Genomic DNA, 21,410 nt, shown 5'->3' with positions numbered 1-21,410 from the left:
GATTAACGGCTTTTAAGTGTCTTGTTGAATATTTTAATAGTAAGTAAAACGCCTTACTTTGGCTATATATTTTGATAACCTAATTACTTGATGACTATATCCATATTCATTATCGTACCAAACATATAAAATTGCGTTATTTCCTTTGGTATCGACTATAGTAGCGTTACTGTCATATATTGATGGAGCAGAAGAGCCTATGATATCACTAGAAACCAATTCGTTATCTAGCGAATATTTTATTTGTTCTACCAAATTTCCTTCTAATGCATATTTTTTGAGTGCTGCATTTATACTTTCTTTAGAAGCCTTCTTTTCTAAGTTTAGATTTAGGATTGCTAAAGACCCATTGGGTACAGGAACTCGAATTGCATTAGAGGTTAGTTTACCCTCAAAACTTGGTAAAGCTTTAGAAACAGCTTTCCCAGCTCCAGTTTCTGTGATTACCATATTAAGAGCGGCTGCACGACCTCTTCTATATTTATTATGCATATTATCTACCAGATTTTGATCATTGGTATATGCATGTATTGTTTCTAAATGGCCGTTTACTACACCGAAACTTTCGTCTACAGCTTGTAAAATAGGTGTTATTGCATTTGTTGTGCAAGAAGCGGCAGAGAATATATCTACTTTATCAGGGTCGTTTTCTTTGTGATTTACCCCGTGAACAATATTTGGAATACCTTTACCTGGAGCGGTAAGTAATACTTTGTCAATCCCTTTGGCAGCCAAATGTCTGCTTAAAGCTTCTTTGTCTCTAAAAGCGCCGGTGTTGTCTATTAATAAAGCATCTTTAATTCCATAAGAAGTGTAATCTATTTCTTCTGGATTATTTGCGCTAATAATTTTTACAGTAGTACCATTGATAATAAGTGCACTATTTTTTAGATCTGTTTCAACAGTACCAGCAAAATCTCCATGTACAGAATCACTTCTTAATAATGAAGCTCTTTTTTCTAAAACTTCCTGATTAATTGCTCCTCTGGTAACTATGGCCCTAAGCCTTAATTGACTTCCTTTTCCTGTAATTGTCATCAATTCTCTAGCTACAAGGCGGCCAATCCTACCAAAACCATAAAGAACTACATTCTTAGGCGAAATTGGTTTGAATTTCTTTGCATCCTTTAGTTTATTCTGTACAAAGCGATTTATCGATCCATATTCCTCACTTGCTAGATGATATTCATATGTGAGTTTACCTATATCTAATTTTGATGGAGGTAAATTCATTAGTTTGATAGCTTGTGCGATTTCTACTGAATCAAAAATCGAGATTGGCTTTTGTACAAACTCGCCAGCGTATTCGTGAAGATTTATAATCTCACTAACATTTTTGTCAATTAGCTGATTGCGAAAAAGTACCAATTCTATAGAATTGTCGTACCATAAGTCGCTTACAGTTTTGATAAATGCCACTGTTGCGCGGCGTCTGTCTGCCTGAAAGGCAAGTTCTTTTTCATAAACTTCGTTAGAGCTCATAATGTGTTGTGTTTTACAGTCTTGAAATTTCGTGCAAAAGTATATATTTCAAACGTTTTCGTGAAACGTTTTTTGATAAAAAAATCCCATTACTTTATTAAAGTAATGGGAACTATTGTTTTTTATAGCTTTTTAATTAATTATTGAAAGACAAATTCACGTTTTTTTCCATCTCTATCTACAAGACTAATTGTGATGTCTTCGTCTTTATATTTATTTTCGATTATTTGCTTTACTTCAAGAACATTTTTTACTTTTTTACCATCAATTTCGCTAATAACTAATCCTTCTAAATTATATCTTTTCATTCTTGAACTCAATGCTTTACTAATTACAACACCATGATCAAGTTTAAAGTTCTTTAAATAATCTTTTGGAGGGTTTGCAACTTCTACACCAACATCATCAATGTTGTATCGTTGTATCTCATATTTGGATAAAGTAACTGGTAGTACTAGTTCTTTATTTTTTCTAAGTACTCTTACGTTAATAACATCTTTTGGCCTCTTGCTATTTACATATCCGGTTAAATCAGCAAATTTTCTAATAGGTAGTCCATCAATTTCTTTTATAACATCTCCTTCTAAAAGCCCTGCCTTTTTCGCTCCACTTTCTTCGGCTACAGAGGCAACAAATACTCCTTGAGAAGTAGAGATGTCATACTCTTCCATTGCTTTTGGGTTTATTGTGCCTCCTGTGATCCCTAAAATACCTCGTTGTACACCACCAAATTCTATAATATCGTCAATTATTTTTTTAGCATTATTAGAAGGTACTGCAAAAGCATATCCAACATAACTACCTGTTTGAGAAGTTATGGCGGTATTAATACCTATTAATTCGCCTCTTGTGTTGACTAAAGCACCACCACTGTTGCCTGGGTTAATTGCGGCATCAGTTTGTATAAAAGATTGACTTTTATTGTCAGATTCATCCAAATCTCTTGATTTAGCACTTATAATACCAGCAGTAACTGTTGAGGTAAGGTTAAAAGGGTTTCCTACAGCTAATACCCATTCTCCAATCTTAGCAGAATTAGAATCGCCAAAAGGGATGTAGGATAGTTTTTCATCTGCATCTATCTTAATCAGGGCAATGTCAGATTGTGGAGCAGTACCTACTACTTTGGCTTTATAAGATTTATTGTTATTTAATGTGATTTCAAGATCAGAAGCTCCATCAATAACATGATTATTTGTTACAATGTATCCATCTTCTGTAATGATAACTCCAGACCCGGCACCTTGAATTCTTCTTTCCTGTGCTCCTCCGTTTCTAAAAAATTCCATTAAATTTCTGGGTGCACGAGTGATTCCATATTGTTTGACATGTACTACGGCGTTGACTGTTTTTTCTGCAGCTAGCGTAAAATCAATACTAGCATTTGGTATACTTGAATTCGTGTTAGTGACCGTATAATTTACGGGAATTGAATTTGATTTAACTTCATTTTCCGTAACAACAGTTTCGGGTTCTAAAAACAGTTTATATAATCCTAAAGTAAATACTCCTGCAAGGACTGCTACAACCAATAAGCTCAAAAATCTTTTCATTTTCTTTTCTTTTTTGTTTGATTTTACCATTAACTTCTTTAATAGACTATCAATAACTATTAAAATTACAATTATAGTATACTTTTTTTATGATATTTAACTCACAATTAACAACAGTTTTATGTTGACATTCTTTGTACCTTTGTCTATATAATTGAAAGAACAATGACCCTTACTTTTTATAAATATCAAGGTACCGGTAATGATTTTGTAATCATTGATAATCGTGAATCTATACTTTCCAAAAATAATACCAAATTGTTTGCCAGACTTTGTGATAGAAAATTTGGGATCGGAGCAGATGGTTTAATGTTATTAGAGTTGCCTCAAAATAACGAGGATGATTTTACTATGGTGTATTTTAATGCAGATGGTAATGAGAGTTCTATGTGTGGTAATGGAGGGAGATGTTTGGTTGCATTTGCAGCTTTTCTTGGTGTGATTAGGGATAGAGCAACTTTTACAGCTATAGATGGTAAGCATCATGCTGAAATTAAAAACGGTTTAGTGTATTTGCAGATGCAAGATGTGTTAGAGATAGAAAAGTATGATGATCATTTGTTTCTGGATACTGGTTCTCCTCATCATGTTACTATGGTTGATGGATTATCTGAATATGATGTAGAAAATGTTGGAAGAAGAATTAGAAATGGAGCTCCCTATTTTGAAGCAGGTAGTAATGTAAATTTTGTTGAGAAAAGAAATGGTAGTTCATTTGCTGTTCGAACTTATGAAAGAGGAGTAGAAGATGAGACATTGTCTTGTGGGACTGGAGTGACAGCTGTGGCACTTTCTATGCATGCAACAAAGCTTACAGATAAGGAAGCGGTTAGTGTTCAGACCCAAGGTGGAGAATTGAAGGTCACGTTTAAGAAAACTGAAAATGGATATGAGGATATCTTTTTGATAGGTCCTGCTGAGCAGGTTTTTAAAGGAGAGTTCTCATGGTAACACTTAAAGGAGAAAACATTTATTTACGAGCTCTAGAACCAGAAGATCTTGATTTTGTTTATATAGTAGAGAATGATGAACAGATTTGGGAGATGAGTTCTACGCAAACTCCCTATTCGAGATTTTTAATTAAACAATATTTGGAGCATGCTCATAAAGATATTTATGAAGTAAAACAATTGCGATTAGTCATTTGTTCAAATGATGATGCAGTTCTAGGATTAATTGATTTATTTGATTTTAACCCTACGCATAATAGAGCAGGTGTCGGTATTTTAATTGCAGAGAAAGAAAGCCGAGGTAAAGGTTATGGCGCAGAAGCTTTAGAACTTATAACAAATTATGGTTTTACACATCTGCATTTACATCAATTGTATGCGAATATTTCTGAAGATAATGGGACGAGTATTAAATTATTTGAAAAAAAAGGATTTAATAAAGTTGGAGTGAAGAAAGAGTGGAATTTAGTAAAAGACACTTATAAAGATGAATTTTTATATCAATTAATATATGTACATTAAAAAAATACTATTAGCTATTGCATTATTAGGTTTAATTGCAGGAGGAATTTTTGCATATTATGTGTATCAGGCAGTTTTTTCTCCTAATACTAGTTTTGAAAACGAAACTAAAACTGTTTATATACCAACTGGAGGAACATATACTGAGCTTATTGAGGTGATTAGTCCAATAGTTAAAGATATTTATAGTTTTGATAGAATAGCTAGAAGGAAAGGATATATTGATAATATTAAGGCTGGGCGATATATTATAAAGAAAGATTTGAATAATAATGATATTATCAATGTTCTAAGAAGTAAAAATGAGCCAATTCAAGTTAGTTTCAATAATCAGGAAAGACTCGAAAATCTTGCGGGAAGAATTGCTACTCAGATAGAAGCAGATAGCATTTCATTGTTAAAAGTTTTTAAAGAAAAAGCTTTTTTAGAAGCAAAGGGGTTTTCTCCAGAAACTTCTCTAGCTATGTATGTGCCAAATAAGTATGAATTCTTTTGGAATACTTCTGCAGAGCAGTTTAGAGATAGGATGCTAAAGGAGTATAATAAGTTTTGGAATGAATCGCGTCTGTCAAAAGCCAAGAAAATAGGTTTGACACCTGCTCAAGTTTGTACAGTTGCTTCAATTGTTCAAAAAGAGACAGCTAAGGTTGATGAAAGACCAAGGGTTGCGGGGGTTTATATGAATAGATATACTAATGGATGGAAATTAGATGCTGATCCAACAGTAATCTATGCAATTAAAAAACATCGTAATGATTGGGATGTAGTAATAAAACGTGTTTTGTATAAAGATTTAGAGTTAGATAGTCCTTATAATACATATAAATATGCTGCATTACCACCTGGGCCAATAACAATGCCTGATATTTCTTCTATCGATGCTGTTCTTAATTATGAAAAGCATGAATATTACTTTTTTGTTGCTAACGTTGAGAATTTTGGATACCATAAATTCGCTAAGACATTGAGTCAGCATAATCGTAATAAAAAACAGTATGTAAAGTGGATTAACGAGAAGGGGATAAATAGGTAGATTTATATCCTCTTTTTTGTAGGAAAAAATAGAGTTTTTTTCTGTACTGCTTTAAAAACTTCATCAATTTATTAACAAAATTGTATTTTTTTTGTGAATTACTATTAAAAGTTTAGGTTTATTTTTTTTCGACTAAAAGACTTGGTTCGACGTTTAAGTGTCAATTTTAAGGTTTTTTATACAAATTTTAGTGCTTTTTAAGCTTGTTTTTTGGTATAAAACGCTGTTTTTCAGCATTATAATAATTTTAACACTCTGTTCTTTTTTATTTTTGAAAAAGTCGTATATTTGCACGGCAAAAATTTAAGTAGAGGGGACCATTTTTTTAATGGCTACTTAGAAATTTTTTATATGATAAAGAGGATAATAGGATTATCTATATTACTTACAATTGGAGGGGCGCTTTTGTTGAGTTTTACAACAAAAGAGAAAGTAGATTTTAGCTCCTATAGTACTGCTGGTTTGGATTTGTACTACATTGCACCTAATTTTAGTGAAATTGAAGATGATAGCGCATTTTTTTCTCCTGAACTGGGGAAAACTTATGTAGGATTTAAAGAGGCTGTTGCTTTTAAAGAATCTCGTGGCGACTATGGGGTGGTGAATCAATTTGGTTATATGGGGAAATATCAATTCGGTAAAGGAACATTGGCTTTAATTGGTGTTAAAAATGTTTCAAAAAACCAATTTCTTAGAAATCCAGAACTTCAGGAAAAAGCTTTTTATGCAAATCTTTCTAGGAATAAATGGGTTTTACGTAGAGATATTAAATGGTTTGCCGGTAAAAGAATGAATGGTGTAGAGGTAACAGAATCTGGAATTCTTGCTGCTGCCCATCTAGCTGGGCCTGGTGCAGTAAAAAGATATTTGCGTACTGGTGGAGTAGAAGGGTTTGCTGATGCATTTGGTACTACTATTCGATATTATATGAAACGATTTGGAGGGTATGATACGTCTTTTGTCGTTGCGAATAGAAGAGCGAAAGCTGTATTGTGATTGTAGTTTCTTTATTCTCGTTGTATTATGTATATAGTAGGTCTTTTATGTAGATCTATTTCTTCTTTTTTCCATTCTTCAATGGTTTTGGTGGCAATGAATTCGGTAGTAAGTGTGATGTCGCATGCAATACACAATCGGGTATTGGGGTGTAGCATAGATGTTAGGTCTGCGAACATTTTGTCATTTCTGTATGGTGTTTCTATAAATATTTGAGATTGGTTCCTTTCTAGTGAGATTTTTTCTAAATGTTTGATAGTAGATTTTCTCTCATTTTTGTCAATAGGTAAATATCCATTGAATGTGAAATTTTGTCCATTCATTCCACTGCTCATCATAGCTAATAAAATAGAGGATGGGCCAACAAGTGGTGTTACAGGGATACCTTTTTCATGGGCTATTTTTACAACTTCTGCTCCAGGATCAGCGATTCCTGGGCAACCTGCGTCTGATAGTAGTCCTATTGATTCCCCGTTAAGACAAGGGGTCAGGTAGCTTGGGATTTCTGAAGTATCAGTGTATTTATTAACGGTGTGTATGACAAGAGAGCGTTGAGATTTGCTAGGGCTTACTTTTTTTATAAACCTTCTGGCAGGTTTTTCATTCTCTACAATGTAATGATTTACTTGTTCTAATACTTTTTTAATGGATATTGGTAGGACTTCTAAGGGGACATCGTCTCCTAGCCGAGTTGGTATTAAGTATAATTTTCCTTTGGGATCTAGGGGTTTAAGCTCCATAGGTTTATAAGTGGTTTTTAGTATAGGTTTTTAATGTTTAGGTGATAGGTTGTGTCTTTGTTTTTGTTGATTGCACACTAAAATAATATTATTTTTTTATTGTTATTGGTTATAACGCTATTATTTGTGTTTGTAGTATTTGTTTCTGGGGTATGAGATGTTTTGGTGTTTTTATATGGGTAGTGTTGTTTTGAGAGTGATGAGAGTAAAGCGTTATTTTTGTAGTTAATTGCTTTTTTGTAATCTTAAAGCTATATTTTCGCAAGCTTCATCAAGCATTCGAAAAACATCTTCAAAGCCTTGTTCACCGCCATAATATGGATCTGGGACATCGAGATTTTTATTTGGATGAAGTTCGTTGAGAATGTGATTAACTTTGGTTCTATCTTCTTCGTTATTCGTAAGTTTAATAATGTTTTGGTAGTTAGAGTGATCCATTGCGTAGATGTAATCGTAGGTTTTGAAATCACTTGCCTTAAATTGAGCTGCGCGTTGACTTGCTATGTCTATGCCATGTTTTTTGGCTACATCAATAGATCTTGTGTCTGGTTTATTGCTAATATGGTAGCTACTTGTACCGCAGGATTCAACGCTATATTTGTTTAGGTCGAGTTTTGATTTTAAGATTCCTTCTGCTAGAGGGGATCTGCAGATGTTTCCGAGGCATACCATTAGGATTTTGATTTTCATGTTTTTGCTTTGTTATTTGAGTATTCAAAACAGATCATGTATGCATATTTACTGTAAACCCGATGGTGAAATAAAGGGGGTGTCTTATGGTTTATTTTTTTTGGTAAAATATGCTTAATGTTTATAACGTAAGTTTCTTTCCTAGGTCCTCTACGTATTTTCTAAATTGTTTGTCTGTAGAAGAAAGGTTGTCCACTGTTTTGCAAGCATGAAGAACTGTTGCATGATCTCTCTTGCCAATTTGTGTACCGATACTTGCTAGTGAGGCCTTGGTTAGCTTTTTAGCAAAAAACATAGCTAGTTGACGTGCTTGGACAATATGACGTTTACGTGTTTTGGATTGAAGTGTTTCTACATCCATTTGGAAATAATCACTAACGACCTTCTGAATGTAGTCTATTGATACTTCTCGTTTTGTATTTTTTACGTAGTTGTCTACTATAGTTTTGGCTAAATCTATAGTAATATCCTTTTTGTTAAAAGAAGAATGGGCAATTAGTGAGATAATAGCGCCTTCCAATTCTCTTATGTTGGTTTTTATGTTGTTAGCAAGAAACTCTACTATTTCTTCAGGCATTTCCACGCCGTCACGATATAATTTATTTTTGATAATAGAAATTCTGGTTTCAAAATCTGGTTGATGTAGTTCTGCAGATAGTCCCCATTTAAAACGAGATAATAATCGTTGCTCTATGTCTTGCATGTCAACAGGAGCTTTATCACTTGTTAGGATTACTTGTTTACCATTTTGATGTAAATGGTTGAATATATGGAAGAATACATCTTGAGTTCCTGCTTTGCCTGATAAAAGTTGAATATCATCAACAATAAGTACATCAATTATCTGGTAAAAATGAATAAAATCATTTCTATTATTCTTTTTTACAGATTCAATATATTGTTGAGTGAATTTTTCTGCTGATATGTATAAAACAGTTTTCTCTGGGTAATTATCTTTGATGTTAACACCTATAGCGTGAGCTAAATGTGTCTTACCTAAGCCAACTCCTCCAAAAATAAGTAATGGGTTAAAAGAAGTTCCTCCAGGTTTGTTGGCTACGGCCATACCTGCAGAACGTGCTAATCGATTAGAATCTCCTTCCAAGAAATTTTCAAAGTTGTAACTAGGATTTAATTGAGATTCAATTTTTACATTTCTTATCCCTGGGATAACAAACGGATTTTTAAGTTCTGGGTTTTTACTTTTAATAGGAACGTCAACTTCTTGTGAATTAACCGGAGTGCGATTTGCGCTAGGTATTTTTTCAGTAAATGGTTTTTTGTTACCGTACGTGTTTTCCATTTTGATAACATAAACCAACTTTGCACTTTCGCCTAATTCTCGGGTTAATGAAACTTTAAGAAGATTTACATAATGTTCTTCTAACCATTCATAAAAAAATTTACTAGGAACCTGTATGCTCAGGGCGCTATCTGTAAGTTTTACAGCTTTGATTGGCTCAAACCAAGTTTTAAAAGCTTGGGGCGTGATGTTGTCTTCTATAAAAGACAAACAATTATCCCAAACTGACTGCGCGGTTACATTCATTCTTACTGGTTAGGTTTACTTTTTTTTGTTAAGATACTAAAAAGAAATTGTTGAAAAACTCCTTACTGTTTTTGCACGACAAATATGTGAACAAAAAATGTAAAAAAAAAACGATTTGGGTATTGAATATTAATTATTTTTTTTGCATAATTTGATAGTACTACTTTTAACTTTAATACTAATTTTTGATTATAACAATATGTCAATCACTTCAGAAACTTCATTAAAAGTACGATATGCTGAAACAGATCAAATGGGCGTAGTACACCATGGGAACTATGCACAGTACTTAGAATTAGCACGAATCGATTGGTTGTCCCGATTAGGGATTTCATACAAATCAATGGAAGAAAATGGTGTTATACTTCCTGTGTTTACATTAGACCTTAAATTTAAGAAATCTGCCTTCTTTGACGATAATTTGACTGTTAAAACTTCATTGAGGAAAATTCCTACAGTTAAAATAATTTTTGACTATGAAATTTACAATCAAAATCAAGAATTACTAACAATCGCTTCTACAACTTTGGTCTTTGTTAATGATAAAACAAGAAAACCTACTTCATGTCCTCCTTATTTACTTGAAAAAATAAAAAATTATTAACCCTCTATTCTTTTAATTTCTATTTCATACAACGGGGAGAAAATGTCTTTTATTTTATCAGAGATCTTTTTTCTTACAGAAATATAAATTTTGCAATTAAGTTCTAACTCTTGTTTGTTGATTTTCAGTTTGTTTTCTTTTATGATACGCATGACTTTATTCATGTCTTTGTATTCAAAAATAATAACATAATTGATGTTGATAGTTTTTTCTATAATGTGAGATGCTTCTAGGGCTAATTGAGCTGCGGTTCTATAGGCGTTAATTAGTCCGCCTACTCCTAGTTTTACACCGCCAAAATAACGTACAACAACGATTAATATGTTAGTAACCTCAAATGATTGAATTTGTCCATATATAGGCTGTCCGGCAGAATTAGAAGGCTCACCATCATCGTTAGAACGATATCTTGGGTTTTCTGTGCCAATTTGCCAGGCATAACACCAATGTCGTGCAGAGTGATGTTGTTTTTTAAGGCGTTCCAGGATCTGTTTTGCGTCCTCTTCGGATATAATAGGGAATGTATATCCAAAAAATTTACTGTTTCGATCTTTGAAAAGAATCTCGTTTCCTGAAGTGTCAATCGTTTTATAGGTGTCGTTTATGTCCAATTTGATCTTGCTATATAGAAAAGGCTACCAAAATTATACTCAATATAGCTAAAATGATCCCAATCCAATTTTTAAGAATTAATTTTTCTCTAAAAAATAAAATTCCAGCAATCGTTGAAACTAATAAAACGGCTACATTATTAATTGTAAAAACAGTAGAGCTATCCATACTGTCATGACGCAATGCTTTTATTAAAAAATAAATAGAAAAATAATTTGGTATTCCTAATCCGATTCCGGCAATAATATTTTTAATTGAAATCTTAAATTTCCCTAATATAGCTTTATATAGTATTGTAAATACTCCTACAATTGCTGCAAATCCGAAAATAGTTGCTGAAAAAACAGGAACATCATTTTGAGCTACATAATGTGTTTCTAAGAATTTTAGACTAGTATCTATAATACCACTTCCAATAAAAACAAGTAATGGGAAAATTAGATTTTTTCTTGTTATTGAAACTCCATCAGGAGTTTTCATAGAGGTTAAGTATACCGCTATTAGAGCAATAAGGATTCCGATTATTTTTAGAATACCTGTGCTTTCTTGGTAAGCTATAATACCAAATACTATAGGTATAGCTAAGCTCATTTTGGTCGCAACTGCTGCAACAGAAAGTCCGTTTCTTTGTGTTGTGACAGCCATAAGGTTGAAAACAGAAATAAAAACAATACCTAATATCATTGCTCCATAAAACCATCCTTCTTTTGATATTGTAACTATATCCACCGGTTCTGAATATGCTATAATTCCTGAAACACAAGCAACTACATAGTTTACAATAATAGCTTGTAAAGTGTCTACATTGTATCTTGAGAATAACTTGAAGATTATAAAAATCAAGCTTGAAGCTAAAACGCTAAGAATTAAATAGATCAAAATATATTAGATTTTATAGTAAATAAGTTTGTAATGTCCTCGGTTTTTGGATCGTTATTCCATACATGAATACCTAATTTTTTAGCTGAATCAGTGTTTTCCTTTGTGTCATCAATGAATAATGTTTCTAAAGGGTTTAATTGATGTTGCTCTAAAACAAATTCAAAAATAGACGTATCAGGTTTTCTTAAACCAATTTCATGTGATAAATAAAAGAAATTAAAACATGACTTAAATATATTGTAAAAAGAAACATGTTCTTTAATCCAGTCAATGTGCAATTCATTTGTATTGCTTAGCAAGATTAATGTATATTTTTTGGAGATAGATAAATTCTGAATGAATTGTAACCGATGCTCTGGGAAATCAAGTAATATGGCATTCCAGGCATTAATGATTTCTTTTTTTGTAGCATTGGTAAGTATTGTTTGAAAGGCATTAACGCATTCTGATGTAGATAACTTTCCTGTTTCATATGCGATATTGATTTCTTGTATTTGTGGAGGAGAGATTTTGCCTAAGAGCGAAAGTTCTTTTTGTATGGCAGGTTTGTCTAGATTGATAAAGACATCTCCAAAGTCAAAAATTATAGTCTTAATCATTATAGTATGTCCTTAAAGTGTCATTTTCTATTTTGGTTTCAGATGCTATATGTCCATTAAGTATAGGGCTTTTTATTCCAGAATCGAAGGTAGTATCCCCAGTAAAAACTCTTGCTTCATCCCAGAGTTCGCTATCAATAAATGATTGGATAGTAAACGTACCGCCCTCTATGATTATTGATTGTATATTATGATGATAAAGGATGTCGCATATTTTTTTTGTTAGTGAGTTTTTCGAATCAATAGTTTCATAAATGAGATGATGATGATTTTCTTGTCTGAATTTTTCAGAAGTGATTATAATAGTTTTTACCGTTTGATCTAATATAGAAGAGTCAATAGGTATTTTGCCAGATCTATCTATGACCACTCTTGTAGGGTTTATACCTGACCAATGTCTTATTGTGAGTTTTGGATTATCTTTTATTACGGTTTGATTGCCTACCAAAATAGCTTGCTCTTCTGCTCTCCATTTGTGTACTAATTGCCTTGAATAAGGATTAGTAATCCATACAGGTTCTCTTTTGTTGGTTAGAGCAGGAGCCACGTAACCATTTCTAGTTTCTGCCCATTTTAATATAATGTAAGGGCGTTTTTTGTTATGGAAAGTAAAGAAACGTTTATTTAATTCCAGGCACTCTTTTTCCAGGACACCTACAATTACATCGCAACCTGCATTCATCAATTTTTTGATTCCGGCACCTGATACTTTCGCAAAAGTATCTATAGTGCCAATAACTACCTTTTTAATTCCTTTTTCGATAATAAGATCACTGCAGGGAGGAGTTTTTCCATAATGACTGCACGGCTCAAGACTTACATAAATTGTAGCATCTTTTAAAAGAGAAGGTTTTTTGACAGAAGCGATAGCATTTACCTCTGCATGTGGTTTTCCTGATTGATAATGCCATCCTTCACCAATAATTATATCATTATGTACAATAACGCTACCTACCAAGGGATTAGGATAGGTTGTTCCCAGTCCGTTTTTGGCTAACTGGATACATCGTCTTATATAGTTTTCGTGTTTTGTCACTTTTACAATTCACAAAAATAAATAAAACTATGCGTTTTGAAACCTTTTGGGACTAGTTAATAGTGATGTTTTGTGAAATTATCTTTTAACATCGAAAACATATTTAATATGTTCTTTATTTTGGTCTTTTTCTGGATTCCATTTGATACGAACTATTTGAGTTTCTTTGGAAGGGAATATTTTTTCATTTACTCCGTGTAAAGCAATAAAAACAACACATTTTGAAAAATAATCTTTTTCTACATCTTTACCAATTGAAGAGATTTTGAGTGTAATTTCATTAGTACCGTTTTTAATAAGTTCCTGAGCTTCATTATTGAAAAACCTAGAGCTTTCTTTATTGAACTCATGTAATTTTTTGCCATTTAAATAAATTTCACCTTTGACTCCAGTAGCAGTTTCACCTTGAAGTTGAAAATATTTAAAAGCTTCTTCTTTTATTGGAGTGATTTTTATGATTTTAGGTTCATTCTGACTTAATTTTATTGTGCTAAAAGAAGTGGTGGTACAGAGTGTGATTGTGATTAAAATAGAGTCTAGTATTAATTTTGTCATTTTGTGTTCTATATCTGTTAATGTAAAATCGAGCATTAACTAACTTATAATGTTATATGCTATTTGTAAAGATCTATATAAGGTATTCAAAAAGGAACACTGTTTCCAGTGAAAAATAGATGTTTTTAGATAGGAGACACTTTTATTTTATAGAAATGTCTTGAGTCTTATCAATAGCATATGGATAAGAGAAGTTTCCTAAATGGTATCGAATTATACCTTTATATTGAATAGAAAGAGAATCGGTTTGTATTACTTTGAGAACACTACCAAGAATGCTATTTTTATTGTCTTTATATACTTTAGAAAGAGAAACCGTACCTTCTAGAGGTATGATAAATTCATTTTTAGAAGGGACATCAAATTCTTGTGCAGAAATTGTACCTACATCTATATTATCAACAAAAATATGGACATCTTCAATAGAAAGTTTCCCTTTTAAGTGGTTTGGATTGTTGAAAACAGCATCAGCTTTAAGTGTTATATTACGCACACTAATATTTTTAACCATAATATTATCAACGTATTTAAATTTTGGTTGTTTAGAAATAGAACAGCTTGTGATGCTAATAATTATTGTTGATAATAATAGAAATTTCTTCATTGATTCATGGTTAGATTTAACGTATATTTCAATATCCTTTGATAATAACGTAAAAGTAGTATTTATAATATAATGAGTAATGTCAAAATCCGTCTGTTAGAACCCAAAGATGATAAAGCATTAGCTAGTTTGATACGAAGTGTTTTGGTAGAAATGGGGGTGCCAAAAGTAGGTACAGCATATGAGGATGAATCTTTGGACAGAATGTATGACACTTATAATTATTCCGGAATGCGGTATTATGTGGTAGAAGAAAAAGGTGAAATAGTGGGAGGCGCAGGTATAGCACCTTTGCAGGGAGAAACTTCTGATGATATTTGTGAATTGCAAAAGATGTACTTTTTACCCGTTACAAGAGGAAAAGGAATTGGATATAAGATGATACAAACGTGTTTGAGTTATGCAAAAGAGCAAGGGTATACCAAATGTTATTTAGAAACTATGCCGTATATGCAAGCTGCCAGAAAATTATATCAGAAAGTTGGTTTTGTGTCATTAGAAAAACCTATCGGAAATACAGGTCATTACAGTTGCCAGGCATGGATGATAAAAGAGTTATAAATTAAAATAAACTTCCAGTTGAAGATAAAAGACCTAAGAACTAGTTTTGTGAATTCTCTATCCGGACTTTATGATTCTGCAGAAATTTTATCCTTTTTTTATTTGCTTTCAGAAGAAATTTTAGGCCTTACCAGAGTGAATGTCGCTATCAATCTAGACAAAATTCTTTCTGATGATGAGATTAGTGATTTTGATGCTGCAAAAAACCGATTACTACACCAGGAGCCTATTCAATATATAATTGGAAAAACTGATTTTTATGGATTGCCTTTTGTGGTAAATGAAAATGTATTGATTCCCAGGCCAGAAACTGAAGAATTAGTGGATTGGATTATAAAAGACCGACTTAACTCGAATGATCCAATAGCAATATTAGATATAGGAACAGGTAGTGGTTGTATTGCGATTTCTTTGGCAAAAAAAATACCAGAAGCTAGAGTATACGCAATTGATATTTCAGAACCAGCAATTAAGGTTGCAGAAGAAAATGCAAAATTAAATAAAGTAAACGTTACTTTTATCAAAGCAAATATTTTAGAGACTCAGGATTTATCTATTGATTTTGATGTTATAGTTTCTAATCCACCCTATGTTCGTGAGTTAGAAAAAATAGAAATGAAACCAAATGTGCTTGATAATGAACCGTCAAGAGCTTTGTTTGTATCTGATGATCAACCATTGGTTTTTTATGAAAAGATTACAAGTTTGGCAAAAAATAAATTAAAAAAGGAAGGATCGTTATATTTTGAGATTAATCAATATTTGGGTTTAGAAACTAAAGATATGATTGAAAACTTAGGTTTTACATCTGTAGAAATATGTAAGGATTTGTATGGAAATGATCGAATGATAAAGGCTTGTTTCGACTAGTGAGAAGATGTTAAATTGGCCGACATAAATAAGAAAATACAAATCTGGGATTTTTAATAGAAATTATAAGATTTGTAGAGATTCTTTTTTGAGAATTTAAAAGGTATAAATGTATGAATAATCTTAATTCAATTTGTGTATTTTGTGGAAGTAGTGAGGGTAATGATACTAAAGTTATTTCTGAAGCATTTTTATTAGGAGAAAAAATGGCTTTACAAAATATTACTCTGGTGTATGGAGCTGCCAAAATAGGAATTATGGGTAAAATAGCAGAAGGTGCTCTTGCTAATAAAGGAAAGGTAGTTGGGATAATTCCCGAGTTTTTGAAACTAAAAGAAGTAGTTCACCTTGGTTTAACACAGCTGTATACTACAGAGAATATGCATCAACGGAAAATGAAAATGCAAGAACTTAGTGATGGGTTTATTACATTACCAGGTGGGTTTGGAACATTAGAAGAATTGTTTGAAATTATCACTTGGGCTCAGCTTGGTCTGCATCAAAAACCAATTGGCCTATTAAATGTTTCAGGATTTTATAATGATTTACTAGGACTTTTAGAGAATATGGTTCGAAGAGGTTTTTTAAAAATGGAAAACTACGAACTTCTTATAGTAGAAGATGATATTGATAGGCTATTAGATAAGATGAGGAATTTTAAATCGACAGAAGTTCCAAAATGGTTAAAACCAGAAAGGACATAAAATCTGAAATAGATACTATATAGATAAAATTTAGTAATTTAAAAGAATACTTGTAAAAGGGGAATGATTGTTTTAGTAGTCGAAGGTTGGATTTGACTATTGAACGATATATATAATACAGATGAATACAGAACAACAAATTAATCAACTAAGAGAAGAGCTAAGAAAACATAATTATAATTATTACGTATTAGATGCTGCAGTGATAAGTGATTATGAGTTTGATATGAAACTCAAAGCATTACAAGAATTAGAAGAAAATCATCCAGAGTTTTATGATCCTAATTCTCCAACACTTAGAGTTGGAGGGGAGGTGACTAAGAATTTTGAGACTGTAGTACATGAATATCGAATGTATTCATTAGATAATTCATATTCTAAAGAAGATTTGCTAGATTGGGAAAAACGTATTAAAAAATTAGTTGATGGAGAAGTTAGTTATACATGTGAACTTAAGTATGATGGAGCTTCTATAAGCCTCACGTATGAGGAAGGGAAACTGATTAGGGCTGTAACAAGAGGAGATGGTATTCAAGGAGATAATGTGACTACAAATGTGAAAACCATTAATTCTGTACCGCTAAAATTAAAAGGTGATTTTCCTCCAAAATTTGATATACGTGGTGAAATTGTTTTGCCGTATGAAGGTTTTGCCAAAATGAATCAGGAACGAATTGCGGCAGGAGAAGAACCATATGCAAACCCTAGAAATACAGCTTCTGGTAGTCTTAAACTACAAGATAGTAGTGAGACTGCTAAGCGTCCGCTAGATTGTTTGTTGTATAATATCACAGGAAATAGATTAGGGATAGCGTCTCAGTTTCAAAGTTTGGAAAAAGCAAGAGATTGGGGGTTTAAAGTTCCAGCAGAATCCAAATGGGTAGGTTCAATCGATGAAGTGTTGGATTTTATTGGGTATTGGGATGAGCATCGTCATGATCTGCCATATGAAACTGATGGTGTGGTTATTAAGGTAAATGATCTTCAGCAACAAGAAGAATTAGGTTTTACAGCAAAAGCCCCAAGATGGGCAATGGCATATAAATTTAAAGCAGAACAAGCTTCAACAATACTTCATGAGATAACATATCAGGTAGGGAGAACAGGTGCAATTACACCAGTAGCTAATCTTGAACCTGTGGCTCTTGCGGGAACCACAGTGAAAAGAGCTTCATTGCATAATGCAGATCAGATAGAGAAATTGGATATTCGGGTAGGAGATACTGTTTTTGTAGAAAAAGGAGGAGAGATTATTCCTAAAATAATAGCTGTTGATTTTCAAAAAAGAGATCAGGCTTCAGAACCTACGGTTTATATAACAGAATGTCCAGAATGTCAAACAGAACTTATTCGTAAGGACGGAGAAGCGCAGCATTACTGTCCTAATTATGCAGGTTGCCCTCCACAGATTATTGGTCGCATACAACATTATATTTCGCGCAAAGCGATGGATATAGAAGGATTAGGAGGAGAAACGGTGGCACTGCTAGTAAATGAAGGTCTGATTGCTAATTATGCTGATCTCTATGAGTTAAAAAAGGAACAGGTAATTCCGCTGGAAAGAATGGCAGAGAAGAGTGCCGAAAACCTTATTGTGGGAATAGAAAAGTCTAAAGAAATTCCTTTTGAACGTGTTTTATTCGCCTTAGGAATTCGATATGTAGGAGAAACAGTGGCAAAGAAGTTAGCCAAACATTATAAGTTTATTGATGGTATTATTGCAGCATCAGAAGAAGAACTAGTAAATGTTGATGAGATAGGAATTAAAATAGCTCAGAGTGTTATAGAATTTTTTGCATCTGATGAAAATAAGACATTGGTTACTAGATTACAACAATATGGTGTTCAGTTAGAGGTTTCTGCAGAAAAACTGGCAAATCAAACAGATACGTTACAGGGTCAGACATTCGTGGTTTCAGGAGTGTTTGAAAAAGTATCTCGTAATGAACTTAAAAAGCTAATTGAAGATAATGGAGGTAAAGTGTCAAGTTCTATCTCTTCTAAAACTTCTTTTATTGTTGCCGGTGCCAATATGGGACCAAGTAAATTAGAAAAAGCAAAAAAATTAGAAGTTCCTATTATTAGCGAAGACGAATTTCTTGGTAAATTATCATGAAAACAAGAACCCTCATTAAAATATTATTAATTATAACGGGGGGACTTTGCGTGTTAAGTACAGCTATGCAATGGCCGGTTTTAGAATTCTATATAAAACCTACGACGGTGCCATTATTTTTTATGCTGTATTGGTTTAATACAAAGAAGATAGATGTTTTGTTTTTAATGGTTTTATTGCTTTGTTTTTTAGGAGATATATTTTTGTTGACAGATGTGGAGAATAGCTTTATGTATGTTTTGATGAGCTATAGTGTGTGTTACTTGTTATTGTTCTTTTTTTTATATAAAAACTATAAACCGATAGACTATGGCACAACAGATATTGTTTATTTAAGTGTTTTCTGGGTTGCCTGGACTCTTATCGTATATGAGATTTATGAAGCTATTGAAGGATCAATGGGTGGGATTAAATTTTATGGACTAACGTATTTATTAATATTGTATTTTTTATTTATAGGTGCTGTTTTTCAGTATGTCAATATTAGATCTACTAAGTCATTATGGTTTTTGATCGCGATACTCAATTTTGTTATAAGTGATTCCTGTTTTGCTTTGGATAAGTTTTATATTTCTTCTATAGAATTTGAAATTATAAATTCTATTTATCAGTTATTGGCCGTTTTCTTTTTAGTACAATTTCAAATAGCAAGTCCAGCTCCGTTAAAATTAAATAAGCTTTAATTAAGGTGTTGTGTAGAGTCTTTTTTTGTTTGATTTTTCCCAAAATTTTTGTTCTTGTAAAATTTAGTATATTGTGTAAGGGAAAAAAATGATTGTATAACAAAGTGTTTGGATTTAAAAAAAGTCAAATTTCAAGCACAAAATATAGTTAATGAATGGAGAGAAACTACTAAAGCTTTTAATTTCTTTTTTGATTATCTTACAAGTGCTTGGTTTTGTGTTTGAAAATGAGTTTTTAAACACATACAGTAGCATACTTCTTTTGATATCAATAATCACACTTTATTTCATAAGTACTAGACAGGTACAGGTGTATAAGGTAATCATTCTGTTGATCTTCTTTATACGAGAATTGATTGTTTTTTGTGAAATTGAAGAAGTTGTTAAATTTCAAATAATAGGACATATGATTGCTTATGTTCTAATGTTTTACTTCTTGTATTATAATCATAAGTCATTTAAGTACAATAGAAGGGATGTCTTTACATTGGTGCTAGGTAGTTCTTTATATACTGTTATATTTTTCATAGCATATATGGAGCTAGAAGAACCTATGGGAGAACTCAAAATACTAGGGTTTCTTTATTTATTACTAATTTATATGTTGCTCATAATAGGAGCAATGCATTATATTAATATAAGATCAGAAAAATCACTTTGGTTTTTTTTATCGATGTTAAATTTTGCATTTGGTAATTTCATGTTCTTAATAGATAGGTTTTATCTTGAGTCTTTTGAGCTTAAGTTACTTATGTTGATATGTGAACCCATTGCTCTCGTTTTTTTAGTACATTATATGATAACAAAATCTTTGATTCTTAAGGCTGAAGAGTTTGAAGGTTTTTGATGTTTAATACGAAAGAATTAAGTATTGATGACAGAGAAACTAACATACCGATTATTCTACCTAACAGGAATACTTACTTTGATTGTGTCAATTTTTGCGGAGAAATTGATCATTTTCTTTAAGCCTTCTGTGATTATTTCACTGTGTATTTTATATCTGATAAAAGCAAAACGAAAAAATTACTTGGTTATATTTACAATGCTATTAATTATGGTCTTGGAGATTTTAACTAGTAAAGATTTTATCCGTTACTTTAGAATTCTTAACATTTTACTTTCAGTATACTATATACTTAATATCATTTTACTTTGGAAAAGTTTAAAAAAGATAAAGGTTCAATTCAAGAAAATTTTCACGGTTCAATTGATAATAACTATGTTGCTTATCATGTATGTTCTGTTTTCTGTCGCAGATTTAATTTTACCTCAAGTATACGATCATAAGTTCTATCTTTTTGTATTAATAGCTTGTTTTACTTCTTTTATAGGGCTTTGCTATTATATTTATTTAAATAGTAAAACAATTATCAGTTCTTCCTTAATGGTTGCTGCTTCCTGCTTTTTAATAGTGAATATAGTTACAGCACTTGATAACCTTTATGTTTCTTTAGAGGTGTTTGTGTTAATAATAAACCTATTACAGATTTCGGGTCAATTTTTCTTAATTAAGTTTTTCATAGAACAGCAGAATTTAGTTCCGGTAAATGATGATTATTTCTAAGAGGAAGGCATTAAGGAAATAAATATCTAGTAGTTGAGGTGTAATTTTTTTAAATATTCTTGAAAAAAACAAGCATTACATATTTGTTCTTCTATCTCACTTTCTTGATGGTTATATGGGTCGCCGTTTTTCTTGATAAATGGTTGTTGATTTATGTAAAGCCATTTGTTCCTTTGTCGTTGGTTTTGTTGTATTTAAAATCAGTAAAAAGGATACGTTTTCTATTTCCTTTAAGTATGGTCATTATTGCTGTCACTGATATTTTAATATATGTAGATTTTGTAAAGTATTATATTCTTATCTCTATACTTATTGCTTTGTTTTATGTCTTGTGCATACTTATGTTAAAGCGCTATGTTAATAAGAAAGATGTTAAATTAAGTATGTTGTTTTCTCCTCCGGTGATAATTAGTACTCTATTAATTGCATATTTAATATTTTCTGTAACCGAATTGGTGTTGCCTAAGATTATAAATGATATTAAAGCTACAGTATTAATAAT

Annotated in this window: 22 protein-coding genes; 11 read left to right on the top strand and 11 right to left on the bottom strand. The window is 31.9% G+C overall.

Annotated features, from left to right (window positions below; genetic code table 11):
• Positions 1-33: 33 nt before the first annotated feature.
• Both DK442_RS27920 and DK442_RS27915 read right to left on the bottom strand, forming a co-directional pair.
• The gene (locus DK442_RS27920) at positions 34-1,482 is read right to left on the bottom strand and encodes a glyceraldehyde-3-phosphate dehydrogenase (protein WP_109439209.1); all 1,449 of its coding nucleotides are present in this window, start codon (positions 1,480-1,482) and stop codon (positions 34-36) included.
• 140 nt (positions 1,483-1,622) lie between these two features.
• Positions 1,623-3,035 carry a trypsin-like peptidase domain-containing protein gene (locus DK442_RS27915; protein ID WP_109439239.1) on the bottom strand — a complete coding sequence of 471 codons (1,413 nt, stop codon included), beginning with the start codon at positions 3,033-3,035 and terminating at the stop codon, positions 1,623-1,625.
• Positions 3,036-3,200: 165 nt separating this feature from the next.
• On the opposite strand from DK442_RS27915, the gene dapF reads away from it, so the two are divergent.
• The 4 genes from dapF (at position 3,201) to DK442_RS27895 (ending at position 6,536) form a co-directional block, all read left to right on the top strand.
• Complete coding sequence (dapF, locus tag DK442_RS27910) at positions 3,201-3,986, top strand: diaminopimelate epimerase (RefSeq protein ID WP_109439208.1); 786 nt, start codon at positions 3,201-3,203, stop codon at positions 3,984-3,986.
• A complete protein-coding gene (locus DK442_RS27905; RefSeq protein WP_109439207.1) occupies positions 3,980-4,507 on the top strand; it encodes a GNAT family N-acetyltransferase in 528 nt (175 codons plus the stop codon). The genes dapF and DK442_RS27905 overlap by 7 nt, the downstream gene beginning before the upstream one ends.
• Positions 4,497-5,540, top strand: coding sequence for an endolytic transglycosylase MltG (mltG, locus tag DK442_RS27900; RefSeq protein WP_109439206.1), 1,044 nt, complete (start codon positions 4,497-4,499; stop codon positions 5,538-5,540). Before DK442_RS27905 ends, mltG begins: the two co-directional genes overlap by 11 nt.
• A 351-nt stretch (positions 5,541-5,891) precedes the next feature.
• Positions 5,892-6,536: a peptidoglycan-binding protein LysM gene (locus DK442_RS27895; RefSeq protein ID WP_109439205.1), complete on the top strand. Its 645-nt coding sequence runs from the start codon at positions 5,892-5,894 to the stop codon at positions 6,534-6,536.
• An 11-nt stretch (positions 6,537-6,547) separates the two neighbouring features.
• Here DK442_RS27895 and DK442_RS27890 read toward each other — a convergent pair whose 3' ends face one another.
• From DK442_RS27890 to dnaA, 3 genes are all read right to left on the bottom strand, one after another.
• Positions 6,548-7,276: an SAM-dependent methyltransferase gene (locus tag DK442_RS27890; RefSeq protein WP_109439204.1), complete on the bottom strand. Its 729-nt coding sequence runs from the start codon at positions 7,274-7,276 to the stop codon at positions 6,548-6,550.
• 225 nt (positions 7,277-7,501) lie between these two features.
• Positions 7,502-7,948 (bottom strand): low molecular weight protein-tyrosine-phosphatase, encoded by a 447-nt coding sequence (locus tag DK442_RS27885; RefSeq protein WP_235011047.1) that lies wholly within the window; start codon positions 7,946-7,948, stop codon positions 7,502-7,504.
• A gap of 139 nt (positions 7,949-8,087) precedes the next feature.
• Complete coding sequence (gene dnaA, locus DK442_RS27880) at positions 8,088-9,515, bottom strand: chromosomal replication initiator protein DnaA (RefSeq protein WP_109439202.1); 1,428 nt, start codon at positions 9,513-9,515, stop codon at positions 8,088-8,090.
• 199 nt (positions 9,516-9,714) lie between these two features.
• Between dnaA and DK442_RS27875 the strand changes: the two genes are divergently transcribed.
• Entirely contained in the window at positions 9,715-10,119 is a 405-nt protein-coding gene (locus DK442_RS27875) for a thioesterase family protein (protein ID WP_109439201.1), read from the top strand.
• On the opposite strand, the gene DK442_RS27870 is transcribed toward DK442_RS27875, so the two are convergent.
• The 6 genes from DK442_RS27870 to DK442_RS27845 form a co-directional block, all read right to left on the bottom strand.
• On the bottom strand, positions 10,116-10,730 hold the full coding sequence (locus DK442_RS27870; RefSeq protein ID WP_109439200.1) for a YigZ family protein: 615 nt from the start codon (positions 10,728-10,730) through the stop codon (positions 10,116-10,118). The genes DK442_RS27875 and DK442_RS27870 overlap by 4 nt on opposite strands.
• 10 nt (positions 10,731-10,740) lie before the next feature.
• Positions 10,741-11,610, bottom strand: coding sequence for a hypothetical protein (locus tag DK442_RS27865; RefSeq protein ID WP_109439199.1), 870 nt, complete (start codon positions 11,608-11,610; stop codon positions 10,741-10,743).
• Positions 11,607-12,212 (bottom strand): HAD family phosphatase, encoded by a 606-nt coding sequence (locus DK442_RS27860; protein WP_109439198.1) that lies wholly within the window; start codon positions 12,210-12,212, stop codon positions 11,607-11,609. The genes DK442_RS27865 and DK442_RS27860 overlap by 4 nt, the downstream gene beginning before the upstream one ends.
• Positions 12,205-13,248 (bottom strand): bifunctional diaminohydroxyphosphoribosylaminopyrimidine deaminase/5-amino-6-(5-phosphoribosylamino)uracil reductase RibD, encoded by a 1,044-nt coding sequence (gene ribD, locus DK442_RS27855; RefSeq protein WP_109439197.1) that lies wholly within the window; start codon positions 13,246-13,248, stop codon positions 12,205-12,207. Before ribD ends, DK442_RS27860 begins: the two co-directional genes overlap by 8 nt.
• Before the next feature lie 78 nt (positions 13,249-13,326).
• On the bottom strand, positions 13,327-13,803 hold the full coding sequence (locus DK442_RS27850) for a hypothetical protein (RefSeq protein WP_160114397.1): 477 nt from the start codon (positions 13,801-13,803) through the stop codon (positions 13,327-13,329).
• A gap of 142 nt (positions 13,804-13,945) precedes the next feature.
• Positions 13,946-14,407: a hypothetical protein gene (locus DK442_RS27845; RefSeq protein ID WP_109439195.1), complete on the bottom strand. Its 462-nt coding sequence runs from the start codon at positions 14,405-14,407 to the stop codon at positions 13,946-13,948.
• Between the two features lie 72 nt (positions 14,408-14,479).
• Between DK442_RS27845 and DK442_RS27840 the strand changes: the two genes are divergently transcribed.
• The 6 genes from DK442_RS27840 to DK442_RS27815 all read left to right on the top strand — a co-directional run bounded on the left by DK442_RS27840 (position 14,480) and on the right by DK442_RS27815 (position 20,188).
• Positions 14,480-14,968: a GNAT family N-acetyltransferase gene (locus DK442_RS27840; RefSeq protein ID WP_109439194.1), complete on the top strand. Its 489-nt coding sequence runs from the start codon at positions 14,480-14,482 to the stop codon at positions 14,966-14,968.
• A gap of 18 nt (positions 14,969-14,986) precedes the next feature.
• Positions 14,987-15,838, top strand: a complete 852-nt coding sequence (prmC, locus tag DK442_RS27835; protein ID WP_109439193.1) for a peptide chain release factor N(5)-glutamine methyltransferase — start codon at positions 14,987-14,989, stop codon at positions 15,836-15,838.
• A gap of 113 nt (positions 15,839-15,951) precedes the next feature.
• Positions 15,952-16,542, top strand: a complete 591-nt coding sequence (locus tag DK442_RS27830) for a TIGR00730 family Rossman fold protein (protein ID WP_109439192.1) — start codon at positions 15,952-15,954, stop codon at positions 16,540-16,542.
• 121 nt (positions 16,543-16,663) lie between these two features.
• Positions 16,664-18,658 carry an NAD-dependent DNA ligase LigA gene (gene ligA, locus DK442_RS27825; RefSeq protein WP_109439191.1) on the top strand — a complete coding sequence of 665 codons (1,995 nt, stop codon included), beginning with the start codon at positions 16,664-16,666 and terminating at the stop codon, positions 18,656-18,658.
• Positions 18,655-19,341, top strand: a complete 687-nt coding sequence (locus tag DK442_RS27820; protein WP_109439190.1) for a lysoplasmalogenase family protein — start codon at positions 18,655-18,657, stop codon at positions 19,339-19,341. Before ligA ends, DK442_RS27820 begins: the two co-directional genes overlap by 4 nt.
• A gap of 151 nt (positions 19,342-19,492) precedes the next feature.
• Positions 19,493-20,188, top strand: coding sequence for a hypothetical protein (locus DK442_RS27815; RefSeq protein ID WP_109439189.1), 696 nt, complete (start codon positions 19,493-19,495; stop codon positions 20,186-20,188).
• Positions 20,189-21,410 lie beyond the last annotated feature (1,222 nt).

The organism is Aquimarina sp. AU119, assembly GCF_900312735.1.
GTDB classification, from domain to species: domain Bacteria; phylum Bacteroidota; class Bacteroidia; order Flavobacteriales; family Flavobacteriaceae; genus Aquimarina; species Aquimarina algiphila.
The sequence above is the reverse complement of the archived record's forward strand: the minus strand, read 5'-3'. Positions and strand labels throughout refer to the sequence as shown.